The 23,213-nt window shown below is 72.0% G+C and carries 16 protein-coding genes; 7 read left to right on the top strand and 9 right to left on the bottom strand.

The window, feature by feature from the left end; translation table 11 throughout:
- Positions 1-34 precede the first annotated feature (34 nt).
- Entirely contained in the window at positions 35-964 is a 930-nt protein-coding gene (locus tag F5972_RS19350) for a carbohydrate kinase family protein (RefSeq protein ID WP_225311642.1), read from the bottom strand.
- Between the two features lie 578 nt (positions 965-1,542).
- Here F5972_RS19350 and F5972_RS19345 point away from each other — a divergent pair.
- On the top strand, positions 1,543-1,956 hold the full coding sequence (locus F5972_RS19345) for a helix-turn-helix domain-containing protein (protein ID WP_225311641.1): 414 nt from the start codon (positions 1,543-1,545) through the stop codon (positions 1,954-1,956).
- Positions 1,957-2,064: 108 nt separating this feature from the next.
- Here F5972_RS19345 and F5972_RS19340 read toward each other — a convergent pair whose 3' ends face one another.
- The 6 genes from F5972_RS19340 to F5972_RS19315 all read right to left on the bottom strand — a co-directional run bounded on the left by F5972_RS19340 (position 2,065) and on the right by F5972_RS19315 (position 8,408).
- Complete coding sequence (locus tag F5972_RS19340) at positions 2,065-2,271, bottom strand: cold-shock protein (protein ID WP_061253952.1); 207 nt, start codon at positions 2,269-2,271, stop codon at positions 2,065-2,067.
- A gap of 285 nt (positions 2,272-2,556) precedes the next feature.
- Complete coding sequence (locus F5972_RS19335; protein WP_150934941.1) at positions 2,557-3,579, bottom strand: LacI family DNA-binding transcriptional regulator; 1,023 nt, start codon at positions 3,577-3,579, stop codon at positions 2,557-2,559.
- Positions 3,580-3,589: 10 nt separating this feature from the next.
- Entirely contained in the window at positions 3,590-5,218 is a 1,629-nt protein-coding gene (locus tag F5972_RS19330) for a glycoside hydrolase family 13 protein (RefSeq protein WP_150934940.1), read from the bottom strand.
- A 26-nt stretch (positions 5,219-5,244) separates the two neighbouring features.
- Positions 5,245-6,153 (bottom strand): sugar ABC transporter permease, encoded by a 909-nt coding sequence (locus F5972_RS19325; protein WP_150934939.1) that lies wholly within the window; start codon positions 6,151-6,153, stop codon positions 5,245-5,247.
- Positions 6,147-7,109, bottom strand: coding sequence for a carbohydrate ABC transporter permease (locus tag F5972_RS19320; protein WP_150934938.1), 963 nt, complete (start codon positions 7,107-7,109; stop codon positions 6,147-6,149). The genes F5972_RS19325 and F5972_RS19320 overlap by 7 nt, the downstream gene beginning before the upstream one ends.
- 3 nt (positions 7,110-7,112) lie before the next feature.
- Positions 7,113-8,408 (bottom strand): extracellular solute-binding protein, encoded by a 1,296-nt coding sequence (locus F5972_RS19315; RefSeq protein WP_150934937.1) that lies wholly within the window; start codon positions 8,406-8,408, stop codon positions 7,113-7,115.
- 313 nt (positions 8,409-8,721) lie between these two features.
- Between F5972_RS19315 and F5972_RS19310 the strand changes: the two genes are divergently transcribed.
- A complete protein-coding gene (locus F5972_RS19310; protein ID WP_150934936.1) occupies positions 8,722-9,996 on the top strand; it encodes an ABC transporter ATP-binding protein in 1,275 nt (424 codons plus the stop codon).
- Positions 9,997-10,072: 76 nt separating this feature from the next.
- On the opposite strand, the gene F5972_RS19305 is transcribed toward F5972_RS19310, so the two are convergent.
- Positions 10,073-10,690 (bottom strand): ACT domain-containing protein, encoded by a 618-nt coding sequence (locus tag F5972_RS19305; RefSeq protein WP_150934935.1) that lies wholly within the window; start codon positions 10,688-10,690, stop codon positions 10,073-10,075.
- Positions 10,691-10,853: 163 nt separating this feature from the next.
- Here F5972_RS19305 and pulA point away from each other — a divergent pair, with 163 nt between their 5' ends.
- From pulA to F5972_RS19280, 5 genes are all read left to right on the top strand, one after another.
- The gene (gene pulA / locus F5972_RS19300; RefSeq protein WP_225311640.1) at positions 10,854-16,562 is read left to right on the top strand and encodes a pullulanase-type alpha-1,6-glucosidase; all 5,709 of its coding nucleotides are present in this window, start codon (positions 10,854-10,856) and stop codon (positions 16,560-16,562) included.
- 150 nt (positions 16,563-16,712) lie between these two features.
- Positions 16,713-18,182, top strand: coding sequence for a sensor histidine kinase (locus tag F5972_RS19295; protein ID WP_150934934.1), 1,470 nt, complete (start codon positions 16,713-16,715; stop codon positions 18,180-18,182).
- Positions 18,183-18,305: 123 nt separating this feature from the next.
- Positions 18,306-20,387: an N-acetylneuraminate synthase family protein gene (locus tag F5972_RS19290; protein ID WP_225311639.1), complete on the top strand. Its 2,082-nt coding sequence runs from the start codon at positions 18,306-18,308 to the stop codon at positions 20,385-20,387.
- Positions 20,384-21,334: a glycosyltransferase family 2 protein gene (locus F5972_RS19285; RefSeq protein WP_150934932.1), complete on the top strand. Its 951-nt coding sequence runs from the start codon at positions 20,384-20,386 to the stop codon at positions 21,332-21,334. Before F5972_RS19290 ends, F5972_RS19285 begins: the two co-directional genes overlap by 4 nt.
- Entirely contained in the window at positions 21,327-22,604 is a 1,278-nt protein-coding gene (locus F5972_RS19280; RefSeq protein WP_225311638.1) for an alpha-2,8-polysialyltransferase family protein, read from the top strand. Before F5972_RS19285 ends, F5972_RS19280 begins: the two co-directional genes overlap by 8 nt.
- Here the strand turns inward: F5972_RS19280 and F5972_RS19275 are convergent.
- A complete protein-coding gene (locus tag F5972_RS19275; RefSeq protein WP_150934931.1) occupies positions 22,575-23,180 on the bottom strand; it encodes an XRE family transcriptional regulator in 606 nt (201 codons plus the stop codon). The genes F5972_RS19280 and F5972_RS19275 overlap by 30 nt on opposite strands.
- Positions 23,181-23,213: the final 33 nt, after the last annotated feature.

Genomic DNA, 23,213 nt, shown 5'->3' with positions numbered 1-23,213 from the left:
GGCGGGTCTCACATATGTGCGTAGCGGTGCGTCCTCAGGTGCTGAGCAGCGCGTCCAGGCGGATCGGGTCCTCGTGGGTGCCCGGCACCGTGCACGCGTGCGCCCCCGCCACGGCGCCCAGTCGTACGCACTCCTCCAGCGGCCGGCCGTCCAGGCGGCCGTACAGGAAGCCCGAGACGAACGCGTCGCCGGCGCCGTTGGTGTCGGCGACCGGCGCGGGCAGGGGTACGGCCGGGAAGTGCCGCAGACCGCCCGGGGCCAGCACGTGGCAGCCCGCCGCGCCGTCGGTGCAGACGACCAGCGACGCGCGGCCCCGCTCCGCGATCGACCGCATGACCGTCTCGCGCCGCTCGCCCAGCCTGGCGGCGGACAGGAAGACGATGTCGGAGGAGAGAGCGAAGTCGCGGTGGTGCTCTGCCTCACCGTCCCAGTCGTGCAGGTCGGTCGAGGTCGTCGTTTCCGCGGGGACGTCGGCGTACACGTGCCGGGAGAAGTCCGTGATCGACACGTGGACGTGCCGGGCCGTGCGGAGAGCGGGCAGGTACAGGTCCCGCGGCAGCCGCTCGCCAGGCGTCGCCCGGGGGTCGAACAGCGAGGTGCGCCGCCCGTCGGGGCCGACGAGCAGCACGCTGCGCCGGGTGCCCGCCGCCGTGACCGCGTAGGCGAGGTCCACGCCCCGGGCGGCGAGGTGGTCGCGGATCAGCGCGCCCTGCGGGTCGTCGCCGATCAGGTCGACGAGCGTCACCCGCAGGCCGAGCGCGCGGCAGCCGAGCGCCACCCCGGCGCCGGTGTTGCCGATCCGGTCCACGACGGGCGGCACGGTGTAGGTGTCGGCGTACGGCAGGGGCAGCTCGGGCACGTAGACGGTGGTGTCGACGCCGGCGCCGCCGACGACGAGGACGTCGAGGACGTCGAGCGGGCGGCCGGCGACGACGCCGTCGTCGTCGTCGTCATCAGGTGTCACATCGGCTCCGGACGGTCGCGGCGCGGGATCAGGGCGGTACGACGCTGCCACATCCCCGAAGCCGACGGAAGGGCTGCAACACCCGACACCGAAAATCTGTGTTCGCCGCAGTAGACATTTGTGCCTGCCGAGGCTACTGTTTCTCGCATCGTAAGGAACGGTTCGACCGGGCAGCGGAAGTACCAGCATCACGACGAACTGCCCGGAGCACGATGAAGCCGGAAGTCGATGGCAGAAGGTCGGGTGTGACGGGCCAGCGCAGTGGTGATGCGCCCTGATCGTCGACGCGCTGCCGCAGGTGAAGCCGGACACCGGTCCGGAAGAAGAGATGAAAGGAGTGCTGACGCCATCGAAGGATCGCCCGTTGCCGGCTGAGTCTCGCCGCTCGGGTACCGCAGTTCCACGGAAAGAAGGTGGTCTGAGGTCACGCATCCGCGATCCCCGCGTCACCGCCGGTCAGTACGGCGGACGCGGAAAACAGTAAGCCGGCCGGATACGGCCGGTAGATGGTGTTGAACTCTCCGGGCCCCGGCACGACAGGTGCCGGGGCCCCTGTACGCGCGCGATGGAAGGAATCTATGGATCAACCTCACACGGCTGCCGAGGGTGACACGCTCGCTCACGGCAGGATCGCGGACACGGCCGGGTCCGGGGCTGGACCAAGGGCCGAAGACCGTTTCGAGGATCGGTTCGACGACGAGGACTACCCCGCCTACAGCATGGGCGCGGCCGCGGAGATGCTCGGTGTCAGCCCCGCGTTCCTGCGGGCCCTGGGCGCCGCGAAACTGATCGAGCCGAAACGCTCCAGCGGCGGCCATCGCCGCTACTCCCGCTATCAGCTTCGGCTGGCCGCGCGCGCCCGGGAACTCGTCGATCAGGGCACTCCCGTGGACGCCGCCTGCCGGATCATCATCTTGGAAGACCAGCTCGCCGAGGCGCTGCGCGTCAACGACGCGCGCGACCGCCCCGCCGGAGAAGCCGCGCGGCCGTGATCGGCGATCCGTGCCGCCCGATTACCGGGCCGCGGTGATGCGGCGGCCGGAAACGAACCAGGGCTCGCACCCGTGAAGGTGCGAGCCCTGATGCGTGACGCTACCTTGTCAGGCGGCGACGATGTTCTCGGCCTGCGGGCCCTTCTGGCCCTGGGTGACGTCGAAGGCCACCTTCTGGCCCTCGCGCAGCTCGCGGTAACCGCCCTGGGAGACGATGTTGGAGTAGTGCGCGAAGACGTCGGCGCCGCCGCCGTCCTGCTCGATGAAGCCGAAGCCCTTTTCCGCGTTGAACCACTTCACGGTGCCGGAAGCCATATTGATCTCCTCTTGGTAGGTGGAGCCGAAATCCGCAATGTCACGAACTCCGCGTTGCCGCGATAGGCCCACACCGGAGAAGACCGGCAAACAAAAATGCACCTGACGCTACATACTGTCAGGTGCACACAAGTTCATCATGGGTACCACAACTGCAACTGCCATCAACTTAGCACACGTGCGGCGCGATACGCATACCGCGCCGCCGTCGGCCTGGACAGGTCGCCTTCCGCGCGGCGCCCCGCACCCCCTTGCCTTCGGAAAGACTCCCGGGGAGGCGGGGCGTCAGCGGTTGACGAGAGGGCCGGAGCTGGTGGAGCCGCGGACGACGAGCTCGGGCTGGTAGACCAGCTCGACGTGCTTGGCGGGGGTGCCGCCGATCTCCTCCAGGAGCGTCTGCACCGCGGCCGCCGCCATGGCGCCGATCGGCTTGCGCACGGTCGTCAGCGGCGGGTCGGTGAACGCCATCAGCGGCGAGTCGTCGAACCCGACGACCGACACGTCCCCCGGCACCGACAGCCCGCGCTCGCGGGCGGCGCGGATCGCGCCGAGGGCCATCAGGTCGCTGGCGCAGAAGATGCCTGTGCAGCCCCGCTCGATCAGCGCGCCCGCCGCGGCCTGCCCGCCCTCGACCGAGAACAGCGAGTGCTGCACGAGGTCCTCGACGTCGGTCACGCCGAGGAGCTGGGCCATGGCCTGGGCGAAGCCCTCGATCTTGCGGATGACCGGCACGAAGCGCCGCTGCCCCAGCGCCAGCCCGATCCGCTCGTGCCCGAGGTCCACCAGGTGCTGTACGGCGAGCCGGGCGGCGAGCCGGTCGTCCGGCGAGATGAACGGCGCCGGGATGGCGTCGCTGTACCCGTCGACCAGCACGATCGGCAGCCCGCGGTCGGTGAGCCGGGTGTAGCGGTCCATTCGGGCGTTCGTGTCGGCGTGCAGTCCGGAGACGAAGACGATGCCGGACACGCCCCGGTCGAGGAGCATCTCGGTGAACTCGTCCTCGGGCGCGCCGCCTGGCTCCTGGGTGCACAGGATCGGCGTGTAGCCGTGCTGGATCAGCGACTTCTCCATCGCCTGGGCGAAGGCCGGGAAGATCGGGTTGCCGAGCTCGGGGATCACCAGGCCGACCAGGCCGTTGCTGCGCTGGCGCAGCCGCTGGGGCCGCTCGTAGCCCATCAGATCCAGGGCGGTGAGCACGGCCTGGCGGGTGGCCGGGGCGACCCCCGCCTTGCCGTTGAGCACGCGGCTCACCGTCGCCTCGCTGACTCCGGCCTGAGCAGCGATGTCCGCGAGGCGCGTGTTGTGCATGACCATCATTTTAGGCATTGTCCCTGGTCCACCAGGTGGCGGAGTCGGGGGCCAGCCGGATCGTGCCGCCGGAGGTCTCCGGCCCGCCGCTGGCCAGCAGCAGCCCGCCGTACGCCACGGCGTGGTCCTGCGGGATCTCCACCCACTCGGGTGTCATGTTCAGGACGCAGGCGAAGGTGTCGCCGCGCCGGAACGCGAGGGTGCCGGGCGGGCTGTCGAGCCAGGTCAGCGTGCCGTCGCCCAGCTCCGGGCGCTCCCGCCGGAGGGCGAGGGCGGCCCGGTAGAGGCTGAGCATCGACGCGCCGTCCCTCACCTGGGCCTCCACCGACAGGTCGCGCCAGCCGGCCGGCACCGGGAGCCAGCTCTCCCTGATGCCCGGCGGGCTGAACCCGTACGGCGGCTCGCCCGCGTCGGTCCACGGCAGCGGCACCCGGCAGCCGTCCCGGCCGCTGTCGGGGTCGCGCAGCCGCTGGGGGTCCTGGAGGTACCGCTCCGGCAGGTCGAGGACCTCGGGGAGCCCCAGTTCCTCCCCCTGGTAGACGTAGGCGGAGCCGGGCAGCGCGAGCATGAGCAGCGCCGCCGCCCGCGCCCGGCGCAGGCCGCGCTCGCCGCCGCCGTACCGGGTGACGTGCCGCTTGACGTCGTGGTTGGACAGCACCCAGGTCGCCGGCGCGCCCACCAGCGCCGACGTGCGCACCGACTCGTCGATGACCTCGCGGAAGCGCGCGGCGTCCCAGGGGGTCTTGAGGAAGTGGAAGTTGAACGCCTGGTGCAGTTCGTCCGGGCGGACGTAGTTGGCCAGCCGTTCGGGCGAGGGCGCCCAGGCCTCCGCCACGCCGATCCGCTCTCCCTCGTACGAGTCGAGGATGCGCCGCCAGGCCCGGTGGATCTCGTGCACGCCGTCCTGGTCGAAGAACGGCACGACCTGGGCGCCGATCATCTCGGCCTGCCCGGCGGCGCCCACGTCGGGCAGGCCGGGGGCCTTGACCATCCCGTGCGCCACGTCGATCCGGAAGCCGTCGACCCCCAGGTCGAGCCAGAAGCGCAGCACGTCGGCGAACTCCTCGTGCACCTCCGGGTGCTCCCAGTTGAGGTCGGGCTGCTCGGGGGCGAACAGGTGGAGGTACCACTGCCCGTCTCCGACGCGGGTCCAGGCGGGCCCTCCGAAGATCGACTCCCAGTCGTTGGGTGGCAGTTCGCCGGCGACGCCCTTGCCCTCGCGGAAGATGTAGCGCGCCCGCTCGGGGCTGCCCGGCGCGGCCCGCAGCGCCGCCTCGAACCAGGGGTGCCGGTCGGAGGTGTGGTTGGGCACCACGTCCACGATGATCCGCAGGCCCAGCCCGTGGGCGTCGTCGATCAGCGCCCGCGCGTCGGCGAGCGACCCGAAGATCGGGTCGACGTCCCGGTAGTCGGCGACGTCGTAGCCGAAGTCGGCCATCGGCGAGGGATAGAACGGCGTGAGCCAGATCGCGTCCACGCCGAGGTCGGACAGGTACGCCAGGCGGCTGCGCACGCCGAGCAGGTCGCCGACGCCGTCGCCGTTGCCGTCCGCGAAGCTGCGGACGTACACCTGGTAGATCACCGCGTCGCGCCACCACCGGGTGGTGACCGCCGGCGGCGGAACGGCGAGTTCGGTCATGGGGATCCCCCGATTCTCATGGTGGGTCACGCCTTCGTCGCTCCGGCCGTGAGGCCGGTGACGAGGTGACGCTGGACGAGCAGGAAGACGGCGGCCGCCGGGATCGCGATCAGCACCGACGCGGCGGTGAGCAGGCCCCACTCCGCCTTGTGCTGGCCGACGAACTGGCTCAGCCCGACCGCGAGCGTGTACTTGTCGTCGCCCGTCATGAACGCGGTCGCGTACGCGACCTCCGCCCACGCGGTGAGGAACGAGTAGAACGCGGCCACCGCCAGGCCGGGCTTGGCCAGCGGCAGGATCAGCCGCCAGAACGTGCCGAAGGGGGTCAGGCCGTCCACCCGGCCCGCCTCGTCGATCGACACGGGGACCGTGTCGAAGTAGCCCTTCATCATCCACGCGCAGAACGGCACGGTGGAGGTGAGGTACGCGACGACCAGCGACGGGAACTGGTTGATCAGCCCGAGCCCGGCCATCAGGTTGTAGATCGGCACGATGAGGATCGCCACCGGGAACATCTGCGTGATGAGCAGCATCCACATCACCGAGCGGAACCCGGGGAAGCGGAAGCGGCTGACCGCGTACCCGGTGGTGGCCGACAGCAGCACGCCGAGCACGGCCGTGATGAGCGACACGATCACGGAGTTGGCGGCCCAGGTCAGGAACCTGGTCTCCCCCAGGACCTGGGCGTAGTTGGCGAGGGTGGGGTGGTCGACCGGCGCGACCGAGGCGGTCTCGATGACGGTCCTCGGCTTGAGCGAGGTCAGCACCAGCCACGCGACCGGGAACACCGACACGATGCTCGCGGCGATCAGCGTGAGGTGCAGGGCGGCCGACCTGACCGGGGTGCGCCGTTCGCGGCTCCATGTCCCGGCCGGAGCGGGAGCGGGTGCCGGAGGGGTCCCGGTGGTGGGTGCGGGGGCGGCGGGGCTCACCATGCCTCCCCCTGCCGCCGCAGCGCGCGCTTGTAGACGGTGGCGAGGACGACGAGCAGCGCGAGGATCACCAGGCCCCAGGCGGCGGAGCCGGAATAGTTCCTGATGCCCTCGAACGCCTGGCGGTAGGCGTACGTCACGAGGATCTCCGTGGAGCCGCCCGGTCCTCCCTTGGTCAGCAGGAAGATGACCGGGAACTGGTTGAACGTCCAGATCGTGCCGAGCAGCACGACCGTGCTCGACACCGGGCGCAGGCTCGGCAGCGTGATGTGCCGGAACCGCTGCCAGGGGCTCGCGCCGTCGACCTCGGCCGCCTCGTACAGCTCGCGCGGGATGGACTGCAGGCCACCGAGCAGCGCGAGCATCATGAACGGCACGCCGAGCCAGACGTTGCAGGCGATCACCGAGACCTTGGCCCAGAACGGGTCGTCGAGCCAGGCGACGCCGGCGAACCCGGCGGCCCGCAGCATGGCGTTGATCACCCCGAACTCGCCGTTCAGCAGGTAGCGCCAGATGAACGCGGACACGAAGGCCGGCACCGCCCAGGGCAGCACGAGCAGCATCCGGTAGAGCGACCTCAGCCGCAGCGGGCGGTTGAGCAGCAGCGCCAGGCCGAGGCCGATGCCCACGTGCAGGGCGACGCACACGACCGTCCACACGATCGTCCAGCCGAGCCGGCCGAGGAACTCGGCCGAGGTGAGGATGGCGGTGTAGTTCCGCAGGCCCACGAACTCGTAGGTGGACGGGATGACGTTCATCCCGATCGTGCGGCCCATGGTGGCCTCGGTCGCGTCGGTCAGCGACAGGTACACGCCGCGGGCGAGGGGATAGCCGACCAGCACCAGCGTCACGATGACGACCGGCGCCGTCATCGCCCAGGCGTACCAGTGACGCGACAGGAGGCGCCGCGCCCCGTTGCGGGGCGCGGCCCTTCTCGTCGCGACGACGTCAGCCGTCATCGCCTACAGGCTCCAGCCCTTGAGGATGCCCTGGTACGCGGTGGCGACGTCCTTGAGCATGGGCTCGGTGGTCGTCTGGCCGCCCGCGAGCTTCTGGTAGCCCTCGACCAGCGGCTGGAACAGCGAGGCGGCCTCGGGGATCCAGGGGCGCTCGACGGCCGACTCCATCGGCTTCTGCCACTGGGCGATCTTCGGGTTGGCCGTCGCGTCGGAGGCGCTGTAGGCGGGCTGGCGGGTCGGCAGCAGGCCGAGCTTGCCGGCGATCTTCGCCTGGCTCTCCGCGCTGTCCATGAACTGGACGAACAGGTAGGACGCATCGAGGTTCTTCGAACCGGCGTAGACGGTGTAGTCGTGGCCGCCCAGCGGCGCGCCCGCCTTCGCCGAGCCGGCCGGAACCGGGGCGACGCCGAAGTTGTCCGGGTTGTCCTTGAACACCTTTCCACCGAGGTTGTCGGCGTTCGACCACGGACCGTTGAAGATCATCGCGACCTTGCCGTCCTTGAACGCGGTCTCCGCGTTCGTGTAGCTGTCCTGCAGCGCGGGCTTGACGGCGGCGCCGGACGTGATCAGGTCCTCGACGACCTTCACTCCCGCCACGCTCTGCGGGGACGAGATCGTGATCTTCTTGTTCTGGACGTCGACGAAGTCGCCGCCCTCGCCGTAGATGAACGGAAGCAGGAAGTAGGCGTCCACGTTCAGGGCGAGCCCGCCCGCTCCGGTCTTCGACTTGACGTCGAGCGCCGCCTTCTTGAGGTCGGCCATCGTGGCCGGAGGCTCGTCGTAACCCGCCTTCTTCAGCAGTTCCTTGTTGTACAGCAGGCCGAGGGTGTCGGTCACCTGCGGCACGCCGTACGTCTTGCCGTTGTACTTGCCGCTCGCGGCCGGGACCGGCAGGAACTCGTCGGGCTTGTCGACCGCGGGGGTGCCGTCGAGCGGCGCGAGGTAGCCGAGGGAGGCGAACTCCGCGACCCAGCCGACGTCGGTGCGCAGCACGTCGGGGGCGCCCGACCCCGACTGCGCGGCGGTCTTGAACTTGTCCCGCGCGTCCGCGAACGGCACGTTGACGTACTCGACCTTGATCTTCGGGTACTTGGCCTCGAAGTCCTTGATGAGTTCCTGGAAGACCGGACCCTCGGTCGTGGCGTCCGAGGTGTCCCACCAGGTGACCGTGCCGGACACCTCGGCGGGAGCGGCGCTCCCGCCCGGCGCCGATCCCGCGTCGCCCGAGTCGTTGCCACAGGCGGTGACCGCCAAAGCCAGCGCCGCGGCGACCACCGCGGACGTGAGGACTCGCCTCATCTGTGTCGCACTCCTTGCTCAGGGGATTTGACCGGAAGGTAACAGGGGGCCCCAGGGGATGAAAGGCCTTACAGAAAGTTTCAGCAATTTCGTTACCTTTGACCCCTCCCGGAGCGCGTCAGGGAGGTCACGGCATAACCCTGACACGCGGCTTTAGCAAGGGGAAAGTTTGGAGTAACGGCAAGTTGCAGGCAGATGCCGGATCTTTCACGACACGTATGGACATGAGTGCCCGCGACGCGATGTACTACCTCATCATTTACATCGGCGGCTGGGGATCCGGGCTCTCCTGCCCGGGAGGAACGAGCTTGGAATGAGCACCGTCGTCCTCGACAACGTGACGAAGATCTACCCGGGGGGGTACCTCGCGGTCGACCGCATGAACCTTCGTGCGGACGAAGGCGAGCTTCTCGTCCTGCTCGGCCCGTCGGGCTGCGGGAAGTCCACGCTGCTGCGCATGATCGCGGGACTGGAGGAGATCACCTCCGGCGACCTGTGGCTGGGCGGGCAGCTCGCGAACCACCTCGCTCCCCGGGACCGGGACGTCGCGATGGTGTTCCAGAACGGCGCCCTCTATCCGCACCGGACCGTGCGCGGCAACCTGTCGTTCCCGCTGGAGATCGCCAAGGCCGACCCCACCGCGGCCAAGCAGCGGGTCGTCGAGCTGTCGCGGGCGCTGCACATCGACGAGACGCTGGACCGGCGTCCGGGCACGCTGTCCGGCGGCCAGCGCCAGCGCGTCGCCATGGGCCGCGCGATCGTGCGCCAGCCCTCGCTCTTCCTCATGGACGAGCCGCTCTCCAACCTCGACGCCGGCATGCGCACGGAGTTGCGCATGGAGATCTCGTCACTGGTCCGCGCGCTCGGGGTCACCACGATCTACGTGACGCACGACCAGGTCGAGGCCCTGACCCTGGCCGACCGCATCGCGATCATGAACAGAGGCGTGCTGCAGGACCTCGGCACCCCCGCGCAGGTCTACAACGACCCGGCGACCGCCTTCACCGCCGCGTTCCTCAACTCCCAGCAGCTCAACCTGCTCGCGGCGACCGTGCGCACCCCGCAGAACAAGTTCATCATGCTCGACTTCGGCCCTCACCAGATCACCATGCCGTGGACCGATCCACGCGCGTACGCCGTCTCCCAGCACACCGGCATGCAGATCATCGTGGGCATCCGGCCGGACGGGCTCGTCCCGGTGCCGGAGAAGACCGAGGGCCCCACCTTCTTCGGCCGGGTCAGGACGCTGGAGTACCACGGTCACGAGTGGCTCGCCTACCTGGAGGCCGGGATCCCCGCCGTCACCGCGCCGGAGCCGCCGGACCGCCGCCAGATGAACGGCACCAACGGCGGCGGCAAGGCGCGGTCGATAGTGCGCCGCCTGCTGAACGGCTCGCAGGCGCCGGAGGAGGAGGAACCGCCGCCGATCTCGACGTCGTCGGGCACGCACCGGCGCGCCGACCTGATCGTCCGGCTGGGCAACCGGCCGGTGTGGCGCGCGGGCGAGCACGGCCGGGTCGCCGTCGACGTCTCCCGCCTCATGCTCTTCACCATGGACGGCAACCGCATCGACCCGCCGCGCCGCTGACGCCGCGGCACCGCCGTCACACCGCCGGCCGCCGGGCCCGGCGCGAGATCCGTAGCGCGCGCCCACACCGTACGGCTCACACCGTACGGCTGACGCCCCCGGCCAGCACCGAGACGATCCCCGCCAGCCGGACGATCTTGTCGACCTCGGCCCGGTGGAACGCCGGGCCCTGGGAGCGGGCCACCACCAGGTGGACGCCGTCCATCGGCACGCTCACCAGGTGCAGGCCGCCCTCGTCGAACGCCGTGGCGCGCAGCGGGGTCAGCTCGGCCGCGGGCACCGACTCTGGCGCCTGCCAGCTCCCGTGGACGATCGCGCCGCCGGCCGAGTCGACGGCCACCGCCCACTCCGCGCTCACCAGGTCGGCCACCGCGTCCACGAGGGTGACGTACGCGCGGTCGGGGTCGCCGGCCACGTGGCCGAGAAGGTCGTAGTCGAGGCTCGCGCCGGGCACCTCCCGGGTCGGCCACACGCCCTCCACCCGCGTGCCGGGCACCACCCCGATGCGGTCGCGCAGTTCGGCGGGCTCGAACACGCCCGACCAGGAGACGGTGAAGTCGTCCACGGCCCGGCCCGCCTGCCGTTCGAGCACGGTGACCTGCAGGATGTCGGCGCCCATGACCCCGAACGCCCGCGCCACCTGGCCGAGCACCCCCGGCCGGTCGGGGAGCGAGACCCTCAGTCGCAGCAGCATCCCCACCACCTCCTCCTCGATCCGCGCGGGCCGACGCGACACCAACAGTGTCGGACACAGGTTTCACGGCTGTTACGGGGGCGGGTCACGGGACGACTGGAATGTTTCTGGAAATTTCAGCAAATGCTTGCACCATCGTTGGCAGGACAGTAGCTTCCGCGTCATGGTGACCCCCCAGCACCGGCGCGCGCCCGTCGCGGCCCTGACGGCCGCGGCACTGGCCTCGACCCTGGCCGCCGCCCCTCCCGCCACCGCCTCAGCCACCACCCCCACCGCTCCCATCGCCGCTCCCGCCGTACCGCCGGACGCCGAACTCGCCCGGGACGCGCTCCGGGTGGACCTGTCCCGGGAGCGGCTCTACTTCGTGATGACCGACCGGTTCGCCAACGGTGACGCCTCCAACGACCGCGGCGGGCTGGCCGGCGACCGGCTGACGACCGGGTTCGATCCCGCGGACAAGGGCTTCTACCAGGGCGGCGACCTCGCCGGGCTGATCTCCCGGCTCGACTACGTCAAGGGACTCGGCAGCACCGCCATCTGGCTCACGCCGTCGTTCAGGAACCGCCCGGTGCAGGGCGCCGGGGCCGACGCCAGCGCCGGCTACCACGGCTACTGGATCACCGACTTCACCAGGATCGACCCGCACCTCGGCACCAACGCGCAGATGAAGAGCCTCGTCAAGGAGGCGCACAAGCGCGGCATGAAGGTGTTCTTCGACATCATCACCAACCACACCGCCGACCTCGTGGACTACGCGGAGAAGACGCACGGCTATCGCGGCAAGGCGGCCTATCCCTACGTGGACGCCTCCGGCCGGGTCTTCGACGACCGCGACTACGCCCTGCGCGACGACTTCCCGAAGGTCACCGCGAAGTCCTTCCCGTATACGCCGGTGGTGCGGGAGAAGTCGAAGGTGCCGTCCTGGCTGAACGACCCGACGATGTACCACAACCGGGGCGACTCGACCTTCTCCGGCGAGAGCTCCGAATACGGCGACTTCTCCGGCCTCGACGACCTGTGGACCGAGCGTCCCGAGGTCGTCAGGGGGATGACGGACATCTACCGGACGTGGGTGAAGGAGACCGGAATCGACGGTTTCCGCATCGACACCGCCAAGCAGGTCAACCTGGAGTTCTGGCAGCGCTTCGCGCCCGCGCTGCACACGTACGCCGCGAGGCTCGGCAACGACAGGTTCTTCATGTTCGGGGAGGTCTACACCTCCGATCCCGCCGTGGAGAGCCGCTACTCCACCACGGGCACGCTCGACGCCACGCTCGACTTCGGCTTCCAGGAGGCGGCCCGCTCGTACGCGACAGGCGGCGACGCCGCGGGCCTGAGCCGGCTGTACGCCGCCGACGACTACTTCACCGACGCCGACGGCAACGCCGCGTCGCTGCCGACGTTCCTCGGCAACCACGACATGGGCCGCATCGGCTACTTCCTCAAGCAGGCCGACCCCCAGGCCGGGGACGCCGCCCTGCTCGCCCGCGACCGCCTCGCCCACCAGCTCATGTATCTCACCCGCGGCCAGCCGGTGGTCTACTACGGCGACGAGCAGGGCTTCACCGGCGACGGCGGCGACAAGGACGCCCGGCAGACCATGTTCGCCTCGAAGACCGCCGACTACCTTGACGACGACCTCATCGGTACCACCGCCACCCACTCCGCGGACAACTACGTCACCACCCACCCGCTCTACGCCTCGATCGCCGAGCTGGCCCGGCTCCGCGACCGTTATCCCGCGCTGGCGGACGGCGCGCAGGTCGAACGGCTGGCCGACGGCAACGTCTACGCGTTCTCCCGGCTCGGCGCCGGGGAGCGGGTCGAGTTCGTGGTGGCGCTCAACAGCGGCACGACCGCCAGAGCCGTCCAGATCCCCACGTACTCCGCCGGGACCTCCTTCACCCAGGTGTACGGGGGCACGCAGGCGCTCACCAGCGCGGCGGACGGGAGGCTCGCCGTGACCGTGCCGCCGCTGTCGGCCGTCGTCTACCGCGCGGGCAAGGCCCTCGCCGCCCCGGCGGCGGCTCCGCGGATCTCCGTCACGCTGCCGGGGACGACGCTGCGCGGAACGGCCGGCGACGGCCGCGTGCCGATCTCCGCGGAGGTGCCCGGCGACGGCTTCGCCCAGGTCACGTTCGCCGTGAAGGCCGGGGACGCGCCGTGGCGGGTGCTCGGCACCGACGACGCCCCCACTGGCCGCGTCTACCGGGTCTTCCACGACCTGACCGGCGTGCCGGAGGGCACCCCTCTCACGTACCGGGCCGTGGTCAAGGACGCGGCGGGCAGGTACGCGGGCGCCACGGCGACCGCGACGGCCGGGCCCGAACCCGCCGAGGAGGAGCCGGGCGCGGTGAAGCGCGACCACCTGGTGGTCCACTACCGGCGCGACGGCGGCGACTACGACGGCTGGGGCCTGCACGCCTGGGGCGACATCGACCAGACGGTCGAGTGGGGCTCGCCGGTCGCCTTCGAGGGCGAGGACGCCTTCGGCCGCTTCGCCTGGCTCAAGCTCAAACCGGGCGCCACCGAGGTCGGCCTGATCACGCACCGGGGCGACACCAAGGACCAGGGCGACCGGACGGCCGACCCCAGGCGGACGGGCGAGGTGTGGCTCACTGAGGGGAAGCCCGGGGTGTACACCTCCCGGGCCGCCGCCCAGGGCTACGCCACGATCCACTACCGCCGCCCCGACGGCGCGTACGACGGCTGGGGCCTGCACCTGTGGGGCGACGGGCTCGCGGACGGCGCGGGCACCGAGTGGGCCACGCCGCGCCCGCCGGACGGGACGGACGCCTCCGGGGCCTTCTGGCGGGTGCCGCTGAAGAACGCGGACGCGCCGCTGAACTACATCGTGCACAAGGGCGACACGAAGGACCCCGGGCCGGACCAGTCGTTCGTCCCCGCCCGGCAGCCCGAGGCGTACGTCAACGCGGGCGAGAACGCGGTCCACGCGAGCGCGGCGGCGGCCCGGCACGTCGCGGTGCTGCACTATCACCGGGCCGACGGCGACTACGACGGCTGGGGCCTGCACTTCTGGGGCGACGCGGCCGGGTCGGTCGAGTGGGGCGACCCGCTGAAACCGGCGGGGAAGGACCTCTTCGGGGTGTACTTCGAGGTGCCGCTCAAGGACGGCGCGAGGTCGATCGGGTGGATCGCCCACAAGGGCGACGTCAAGGACCAGCAGGCCGACCAGTCGCTCGATCTCGCCGTCACCGGCAACGAGGCGTGGAAACTGTCAGGTGTGGACGGATACCTGCTGCCGCAGCCGCCGGCCTCCGGGGCGGACGCCGACCTGTCGAAGGCCACGGCCCAGTGGATCGACCGCGACACCGTGGCCTGGAAGGGCGAGGTCGCGGCGGCGAACCACTACGCGCTGGCCTACTCCCCCACGGGCGACATCGCGTACGAGAAGGGCGATCTCACCGGGGACGTCCATCTCGTCCGGCTGGCTCCCGGCACGCTGACGGACGCGCAGAAGGCCGCCTGGCCGCACCTGGCCGCGTACGGCGCGCTGAAGGTGGACCCGCGCGACACCGGTCTCGTGCGCGACGCGCTGCGCGGCCAGGTGGTGGCGGTCGAGCGCGGGCCTTCGGGCGCGCTGCTGACCGCCACCGGCGTGCAGATCCCCGGCGTGCTCGACGATCTCTACGCCGGGGCCGCCAGGACCCCTCTGGGGCCGACCGGCGGCGGCGCGCTGTCGGTGTGGGCGCCGACGGCGCGGAAGGTCGAGCTGGCCCTCTACGACGGCCCGTCGGCCGCCCGCCGCACCGTTCACCCGATGCGCAGGGACGACGCGACCGGCGTGTGGTCGGTCACCGGCCCGTCGTCCTGGCGGGGCAGGTACTACACCTATCTCGTCACCGTCTACGCCCCGGCCGCCGGGAAGATCGTGACCAACGAGGTGACCGACCCCTACAGCCTGTCGGTGTCGGCCGGGTCCGGGCGCAGCCAGATCGTGGACCTGGACGACCGGGCGCTGCGGCCGGACGGCTGGGCGGTGCTGCGCAAGCCCCCGGCGGTGCGGCAGGACCGGGCGTCGATCTACGAACTGCACGTGCGCGACTTCTCCGCCTCCGACGCCACCGTGCCGGCCGCCGAACGCGGCACGTACAAGGCGTTCACCGAGACGGGCAGCGCGGGGATGACCGAGCTGCGGAGCCTGGCGAAGGACGGGCTGACCCACGTGCACCTGCTGCCGGTCTTCGACTTCGCGACCGTGCCCGACCTCGTGGCGGACCGCGCCGAGCCGGGCTGCGACCTCGCCGCGCTGCCGCCCGACTCCGACCGCCAGCAGGCGTGCGTCATGGAGACGGCCGCGAAGGACTCCTTCAACTGGGGGTACGACCCCCTGCACTACACCGTGCCGGAGGGGTCGTACGCGACCCACCCGGACCGCCGGATCAGGGAGTTCCGCGAGATGGTCGCGGGGCTGAACGGCGCGGGGCTGCGGGTGGTCATGGACGTGGTCTACAACCACACGCACGCCGCCGGCCAGGACCCGGGCAGCGTGCTCGACCGCGTCGTCCCCGGCTACTACCAGCGGCTCATGGACGACGGCACGGTGGCCACCTCCACCTGCTGCGCGAACACCGCGCCGGAGCACGCGATGATGGGCCGCCTCGTGGTCGACTCCATCGTCACCTGGGCGAAGCAGTACAAGGTCGACGGGTTCCGGTTCGACCTGATGGGTCATCACCCCAAGGCGAACATCCTCGCCGTACGGAAGGCACTCGACGCGCTCACGCCGGGCCGGGACGGCGTGGACGGCAGGTCGATCATCCTGTACGGCGAGGGCTGGGACTTCGGCGAGGTCGCCGGTGGCGCCCGGTTCGAGCAGGCCACGCAGGCCGCCATGGCCGGGACCGGGATCGGCACGTTCAACGACCGGCTGCGCGACGCGGTGCGCGGCGGCACGCCGTTCGACGCCGACCCGGGCGACCAGGGCTTCGGCTCCGGCCTCGCGGACCGGCCCGGCGACCGGCTCGCCCACTACGAGGACCTGACCAGGCTGGGGCTCGCGGGCAACCTCCGCGACTTCACGTTCACCGGGTCGGCGGGCACGCCGGTGAAGGGCTCACAGATCGACTACAACGGAAGCCCCGCGGGGTACGCCGCCACGCCGGGCGACGCGGTGACGTACGTGGACGCGCACGACAACGAGACGCTGTTCGACGCGCTGGCCTACAAGCTGCCGAAGGACACCCCGATGGCCGACCGGGTCAGGATGCAGACGCTGTCGCTCGCGACCGCCCTGCTCGGCCAGGGCACGGCGTTCGTCCACGCAGGCAGCGAACGGCTGCGGTCCAAGTCGCTCGACCGCAATTCCTACGACTCGGGCGACTGGTTCAACCGGCTGCTGTGGGACTGCCGCCAGGGCAACGGCTTCGGGGCCGGCCTGCCCCCCGCGAAGGACAACGAGGTGCACTGGCCGTACGCGCGGCCGCTGCTGGCCGATCCCGCGCTGCGGCCGGACTGCGCGGCGATCGGGGCGGCCCGGGCCGGGTTCGGCGAACTGCTGCGGATCAGGTACTCCTCCCCCGCGTTCTCGCTGGGCTCGGCGGCGGAGATCGCCCGGCGGGTGACGTTCCCGCCTTCGGGGACGCCCGGAGTGATCGTCATGCGGATCGACGCCGCCGGCGCCGACCCCGCGGTGAAGGCGCTCTACGTGGTGTTCAACGCCACCGGGAAGGCCGCCGCTCCGGTCGTACCCGGCGTCAAGGGCGCCCAGGTCGCGCTGCACCCGGTGCAGGCGGCGTCGGCCGACCCGGTGGTGCGCCAGGCGGCGGCCGACCCCGCGAGCGGCGTCCTGCGCGTGCCCGCCCGCACGGTCGCGGTCTTCACCGACTCCACGGGCGGTGGGACGCCGTGACGCGTTCCCGGGCCTGAGGGCCGGAGCCGCATGGCCGGGCGCGAACCCGCGCGCCCGGCCAGGCGGCATAAATCCGACTTTGAATAGTTTTGGCGTTCTATTGCCGTCGTTGCGAGTTTTTCGCCTAATGACCATGAGTAGCCTCGGGTGATGCTCGTTCCCAAGCACCCCCGCTCGCTCCGGGCCCGGCTGACGCTGATCGCCGCCGGGCTCGCGGCGTGCCTGCTGATCCCCATCGCGGTCGTGCTCAACGTGCTCGTACGGCACGCGGTCGCCGAAGGGATCTGGAACGAGAGCCTCGACGCCGCGAGCCGCGTCGCGGCCTCGATCCGCGACGGCACCCTGACCGATCCCGTGCCGACCGGCGGCAACGGCATCGACCTGGTGGAGGTGGTCAGCTCCGACGGCCGCGTGATCGCGGCCAGCGCGGCGGCCAAGGGCGTCCACCGGCTGAGCCCGTTACACCCCGCCGCCGACGGCGACGTGACCCAGACGACCTCCTGCGCCCCCCACGGCCGCGACTGCATCTACGTGACGGTCGTGCGCGTCCTCCCCGGCCCCGGCTCCGACTTCGTCTACGCGGGCCGCGCCGCCCCGGCGATCCTCACCAGCCCCCTGGCCCTGCCCTTACTGGTCCTGCTGGCCCTGCTGCTCGCCGCGCTCTCGGGATGGGCCGCCTGGAAGTCGGCCGGCCGCGTGCTGCGCCCCGTCGAGGCCATCCGCTCGGAGCTCGCGGGGATCGGCGAGAAGAACCCCGGCTCGCGGGTGCCCGAGCCACCCGGCGACGACGAGATCGCCGTCCTCGCCAGGACCGCCAACGACACGCTGGCCCGGCTCGACACCTCGATCCAGCGGCAGCGGCAGTTCGCCGCCGACGCCTCGCACGAACTGCTCACCCCCATCGCCGGGATCCGCGCCCAGCTGGAGAGCGCGCGGCTGCATCCCGAGGACACCCCCGAGGCGGTCCTCGCGGCGCTGCGCGACACCGAGCGCCTGGAGGCGATCGTCTCCGACCTGCTCCTGCTCACCCGCATCCCCACGGTCCCCGAGACCGCGAGGGAGGATGTCGACCTGTCGCATCTGGTCGTCGCCGAGGTCGACCGGCGGCCGGGGCGGTTGCCGACCCAGCTGCACGAGACGCCGGGGGTGGTGATCAGGGGCATGCGGCGGCACCTCGCCCGGGTGGTGGCCAACCTGCTCGACAACGCCGAGCGGCACGCGCTGACCGTGGTGTCCGTACGGATCGAGCGGGCGGAGGACGAGGCGGTCCTCTGCGTGCGCAACGACGGCGGGTGCATCCCGGAGGCGGACCACGAAAGGATCTTCGAGCGGTTCTACCGGACCGACGCGGCACGCAGCCGCAGCCGGGGCGGCACCGGGCTCGGCCTCGCCATCGCCCGCGAGGTGGTGGAGGCCCACGGCGGGTCCATCCGGGTGGAGAACGTCGAGGACGGCGTGCGGTTCGTGCTGCGGCTGCCGCTGGCGCCCGTTCACCCGGACGTGCCGGACCCCGGCGGGCGGGACGCGCCGCCCGGCACCGCGGACACGCGGCACGGCACCGCGGACACGCGTCACCGTACGGCGGACGCGCGGCCCGGCACCGAGGACACCCAAAGTTAAGACCGGCGCCCCTGCGCGTTCAGCCGCGCAACCCCCAACGGGACAACCTGCTGGCTAGTTTTCTCGGCACCCCGCCCCCCAGAACCTCCGGGGTTCCCGATGTCGCAGGTGAAGGAGTCACTCGTGCGAGTGCTGGCAGTCGTCCCCGCCAGAGGTGGTTCGGTGGGAGTCCCGCTGAAGAATCTGGAGAAGGTGGGCGGCATTCCGCTCGTGGCCCGCGCGGTCGACGCCTGCCTGCGCGCCGAGCTCGTGGACGAGGTGGTCGTCAGCACCGACCACGACCTGATCGCCCGGGCGGCCGAGGCCGCCGGGGCGCGGGTGGTGCGGCGGCCCGCCGACCTCAGCGGCCCGACCGCCTCCAGCGAGTCGGCCGTGCTGCACGCCCTGTCCGAGACGCCGGGTGATGACCCGGAGATCGTCGTCCTCGTCCAGTGCACCAGCGCGTTCATCGACCCCCGCGACCTCGACGCGGCCGTGGCCAGGGTGCTCGGCGGCGAGGCCGACTCGGTCTTCTCCGGCGTCGAGACCTACGAGTTCGTCTGGACCGGCGCCGGTCACGGGGTGAACCACGACCCGTCCGTGCGCCCGCGCCGCCAGGACCGCGAGCCCCACTTCCGGGAGACCGGCGCGTTCTACGTCATGCGTACGGCGGGCCTGCGCGAGCGCGGCCACCGGTTCTTCGGCACCGTCGCGGTCCAGCCCGTGCCCGCCCGGCACGCGGTCGAGATCGACGTGCCGGAGGACCTGGAGATCGCCCGGGCGCTCGCGCCGTTCGTGGACGAGCCGCTGCCCATCGACGTGGACGCGGTCGTCACCGACTTCGACGGCGTGCACACCGACGACCGCGCGTTCGTCGACTCCGAGGGCCGCGAGATGGTCGCCGTCAGCCGCTCCGACGGCATGGGGATCGCGCTGCTGCGCCGGGCCGGGGTGAGGACGCTCGTGCTGTCCACCGAGCGCAACCCGGTCGTCGCCGCCCGCGCCGCCAAGCTCGGCGTGCCCGTGGTGCAGGGCCTCGGCGCCAAGGACGCCGCGCTGCGCGCCTGGCTGGCCGCCGAGGGCCTGGACCCCGAGCGGGTCGCCTACGTCGGCAACGACGTCAACGACCTGTCCTGCATGGCGATGGTCGGCTGGCCGGTCGCGGTGCCCGACGCCCACCCCCGGGTGCGCGCCGCCGCCCGCGTCGTGCTGTCGGCCCCCGGCGGGGCGGGAGCGGTGCGCGAACTGTCCGACCGGGTGCTCGCCGCCCGCCCGGCCGTCTCTCCCGAAACCGCCCCCGAGGCCGCACCCGCCCCCGTCTTCCCGGCGTACGGCGCGGCCCCGCTCGCGGAGCCCCGGCCGGTGCGGATCGGCAGGTCTCTGGTCGGGCCCGGGCAGCCGGTCTACGTGATCGGCGAGATCGGCATCAACCACAACGGCGACGTGGAGATCGCGCGCAGGCTGATCGACGTGGCCGCCGACGCCGGCTGCCAGGCGGTCAAGTTCCAGAAGCGGACGCCGGAGATCTGCGTGCCGCTGGAGCAGCGCGACCAGATCCGGCAGACGCCGTGGGGCGAGATGACCTACATGGAGTACAAGCTCCGCACCGAGTTCGGCGCCGACGAGTACGCCCACATCGCCAAGTACTGCGAGGAGCGCGGCGTCGACTGGTTCGCCTCCCCCTGGGACGTGCCGTCGGTGGAGTTCCTGGAGAAGATGGACGTCGTCGCGCACAAGGTGGCCTCGGCCTCGGTGACCGACCACGAACTGCTCCGGGCGCTGGCGGCGACCCGCAAGCCGGTCATCCTGTCCACCGGCATGTCGACGCTCGAGGAGATCGACGCGGCGGTGGAGATCCTCGGCACCGAGCGCCTGGTGATGATGCACGCCACGTCCACCTATCCGCTGCCTCCGGAGGAGGCCAACCTCCGCATGATCACCACGCTGCGGCAGCGGTACGGCGTGCCGGTCGGCTACTCGGGGCACGAGCGCGGGCTGCAGATCTCGCTGGCGGCCGTGACGCTGGGCGCGGTCACCGTCGAGCGGCACATCACCCTCGACCGCACGATGTGGGGCTCCGACCACGCCGCCTCGCTGGAGCCGAGCGGCCTGGAGCACCTCGTCCGCGACATCAGGATCATCGAGGAGTCCCTCGGGGACGGCGTCAAGCGGGTCTACCCCGGTGAGGAGGCCCCGCGGGCCCGCCTGCGCCGGGTCACGGCGTGATCACCCTTTCCGTGATCGTGCCCGTCAGGGACGGCGAGGCGTACCTCGGGGACGCCCTCGCCTCCCTGGCGCGCAACCGGACACGTGCGTTCGAGACCGAGGTCGTCGTCGTCGACGACGGCTCGGCCGACGCGACGGCGGACGTCGCCGAGGACTTCCGGCGCGACCTGCCGGGGCTCGCGCTCGTCCGCAACGCGGCGCCGCTGGGGCTCGCCGACGCCCGCAACACCGGGCTCAAGCTGGCCTCCGGCCGGTACGTCACCTTCCTCGACGCCGACGACTGGCTCGCGCCGGGCTACCTGCCCCGGCTGGTCGCGGCGATCGACGGGCTGGGCTGCGACTTCGTCCGGGTGGACCACGTGCAGGCCGAGGGCCGCAAGCGGGAGACGCACCGGGCGCCGCAGCCGCGCCGCGGGGTCGTGCTCGACCCGCGCGAGGGCATCCTGCCGGCCGGGCTCAAGACCATGGTCGACTACCCCTACGCCTGGGCCGGGATCTACCGGCGTGAGCTGGGCGACCTGCTGACGTTCCCCTCGGGCCTGCACACCGCCGAGGACCGCCCGTGGATCTGGCGGCTGCACCGCCTCGCCCGGTCGTACGCCGTGGTGTCCCTCGCCGGGCTGTTCTACCGGCGGGGGCTCCCGGCCTCGCTCACCCAGATCGGCGACGAGCGGCAACTGCACTTCTTCGACGCCTACGACATCGTGCTGGACGAGACCGAGCCGCGCTACCTGCCCAAGGCGGCCCGCAACCTGTGCGCGCTGCTCGCCCACCACGCCGAGCTGACCGAACGGTTCACCCCGGCCGTACGGGCCCGGTTCGACGAGCGGGCGCGGGCGGCGCTCGCCCGGCTGCCAGGCGAGACGCTGACCGACGCGGTCGGCGGACTGGAGCCCGAGCGGGCCGCCCTGCTCGGCCCCTACCTTCCCGGAGGCCCGCGTGCCTGACCCGACGCTGTTCTACGCCTCCACGCTGTTCGGCGCGATGACGCTCGCAGCGGCGATCGACGAGGGACGGTTCGGCGGCGGGCCCCGGGTCCTGCTGGTGTCCAACAACGCGGCGATCCCGGAGGTGACCCCGGCGCTGGACGAGGCGCCGGGGTTCGCCGCGCTGCGCGGGACGTTCGACCGCGTGCTGTCCTGGAACGAGACCATCGCGCCGCTGCACCCGTCGGACTGGAAGCCCCGGTCGATCGAGACGCCGATGCTCGGCCGCCTGCTGCGCGACCTGCTGGGCGAACCCGGCGAGCTGGTCCTGGAGTCGATCGCGGTGCCGCCGTCGCGGACGCTCGCGGGTCTGGTGAAGGACTGCCCGATCACCGTCTACTCCGACGGGCTGATGAGCTACGGGCCCACCCGCGACCCGCTGCCGCAGGAGATCGCCGGCCGGATCGGCCGGCTGCTCCACCTCGACCTCGTCCCGGGCCTCGCGCCCCTGCTCCTGGCCGAGTACGGCGTGCCGGCCGAGGCGCTCACGGACGCGTCGTTCACGGAGGTCGTGGGCCGGGTGACGGAGGCGGCCGAGGCGGCACCCCGGGCGGAGGCGATGATCCTCGGGCAGTACCTGTCCTCGCTGGGCCTGCTCACCGCCGCCGAGGAGGCCGGGCTGCACGAGCGGATGCTGCGCGGCCTGGCGGCGCGCGGCCACCGCACGGTGTTGTTCAAGCCGCACCCCGCCGCCGGGCGGCGGCACGCCCGCGAGCTGCGGCCGGTCGCCGCGGAGCTGGGCGTCGAACTCCTGGTGGCGCCCGAGACGACGCCCGCCGAGGCGTGCTTCGCCGCGCACCGCCCCGACCTGGTCGCGGGGTGCTTCTCCACCGCGCTGGTGACCGCGCGGCGGCTGTTCGGCCTGCCCGTCGCGTCGGCCGGAACCGATCTCGTGCTCGAACGGCTCACGCCGTACGAGAACAGCAACCGGATCCCGGTGACGATCGCGGACGCGGCGCTGCCCCGGCTGGAGGCCGACGGCACGGTCGCCGAGCCGCCCGCCCTGGACCTGCCCGCCCTGGACCTGTCTGCCCTGGTCGGGGCGGTCGGCTACTGCATGCAGAGCGCCGCCCATCCCGGGTTGCGCGAGACCGCGGCGGCCTATGTGCGCGACCACGGCCCCGCGCGCTATTTCAAGAAGCGCAGGCTGGAGGCGCTGGGCCTGATCGAGCCCCCGCCTCCCCCGCCCGCGCAGCCGGCCTCACGCCTGCGCCGCCTGCTCACCCGCTGAGCGCCGGCGGGTCGGCGTCGGCGGATCGTGGGGGGTGCGGATGAGGAGGATCGCCTGCGCCTCGTCGCCGCCGAGGGCCGCGTAGACGTGGGGGGCGTCCGCCGCCCAGGAGAGGTGCTCCCCGGCGGCGGCGGTCAGCGGCGCGGCGGCCGGGCCCGTCCTGATCGTCCCCCGGATGACCGAGAGGTGCTCGGTGACCCCGGGCGGATGCGCGGGCGAGGTCTGCTCGACCCCGGGGAGGATCCGCAGGCGGAACATCTCGTAGGTCGCGCCCGGCTCCCGGAACACCTCCAGCAGGGTGGAGACGACGGCCGCGCCCCGCACCGGTGAGGCGGCGCCGGCGGGAGCGCCGGGGTCCAGCGTGAGCGCGCTCATCGGGACCGACAACGCGGCCGCGATCGCGTACATCGTCTCCAGCGTGGGGTTGCGGGTGCCGTGCTCCAGCCCGGACACGGTGGCCTTGCCGACGCCGGCCCTGCGGGCGAGCTCCGACAGCGACAGCCCGCGTGCCTCCCGCAGCCCGCGCAGCCGCCGTCCGATGGCCGGATCGAACCGGCTTGTCCCGTCTGCACCCACCTGGTTATGGTGTCACCTGAAATCGTTCCGTAA

This window comes from Microbispora cellulosiformans (assembly GCF_008728085.1).
Lineage (GTDB): Bacteria > Actinomycetota > Actinomycetes > Streptosporangiales > Streptosporangiaceae > Microbispora > Microbispora amethystogenes.
This window is presented reverse-complemented; position numbering and strand designations above follow the sequence as displayed.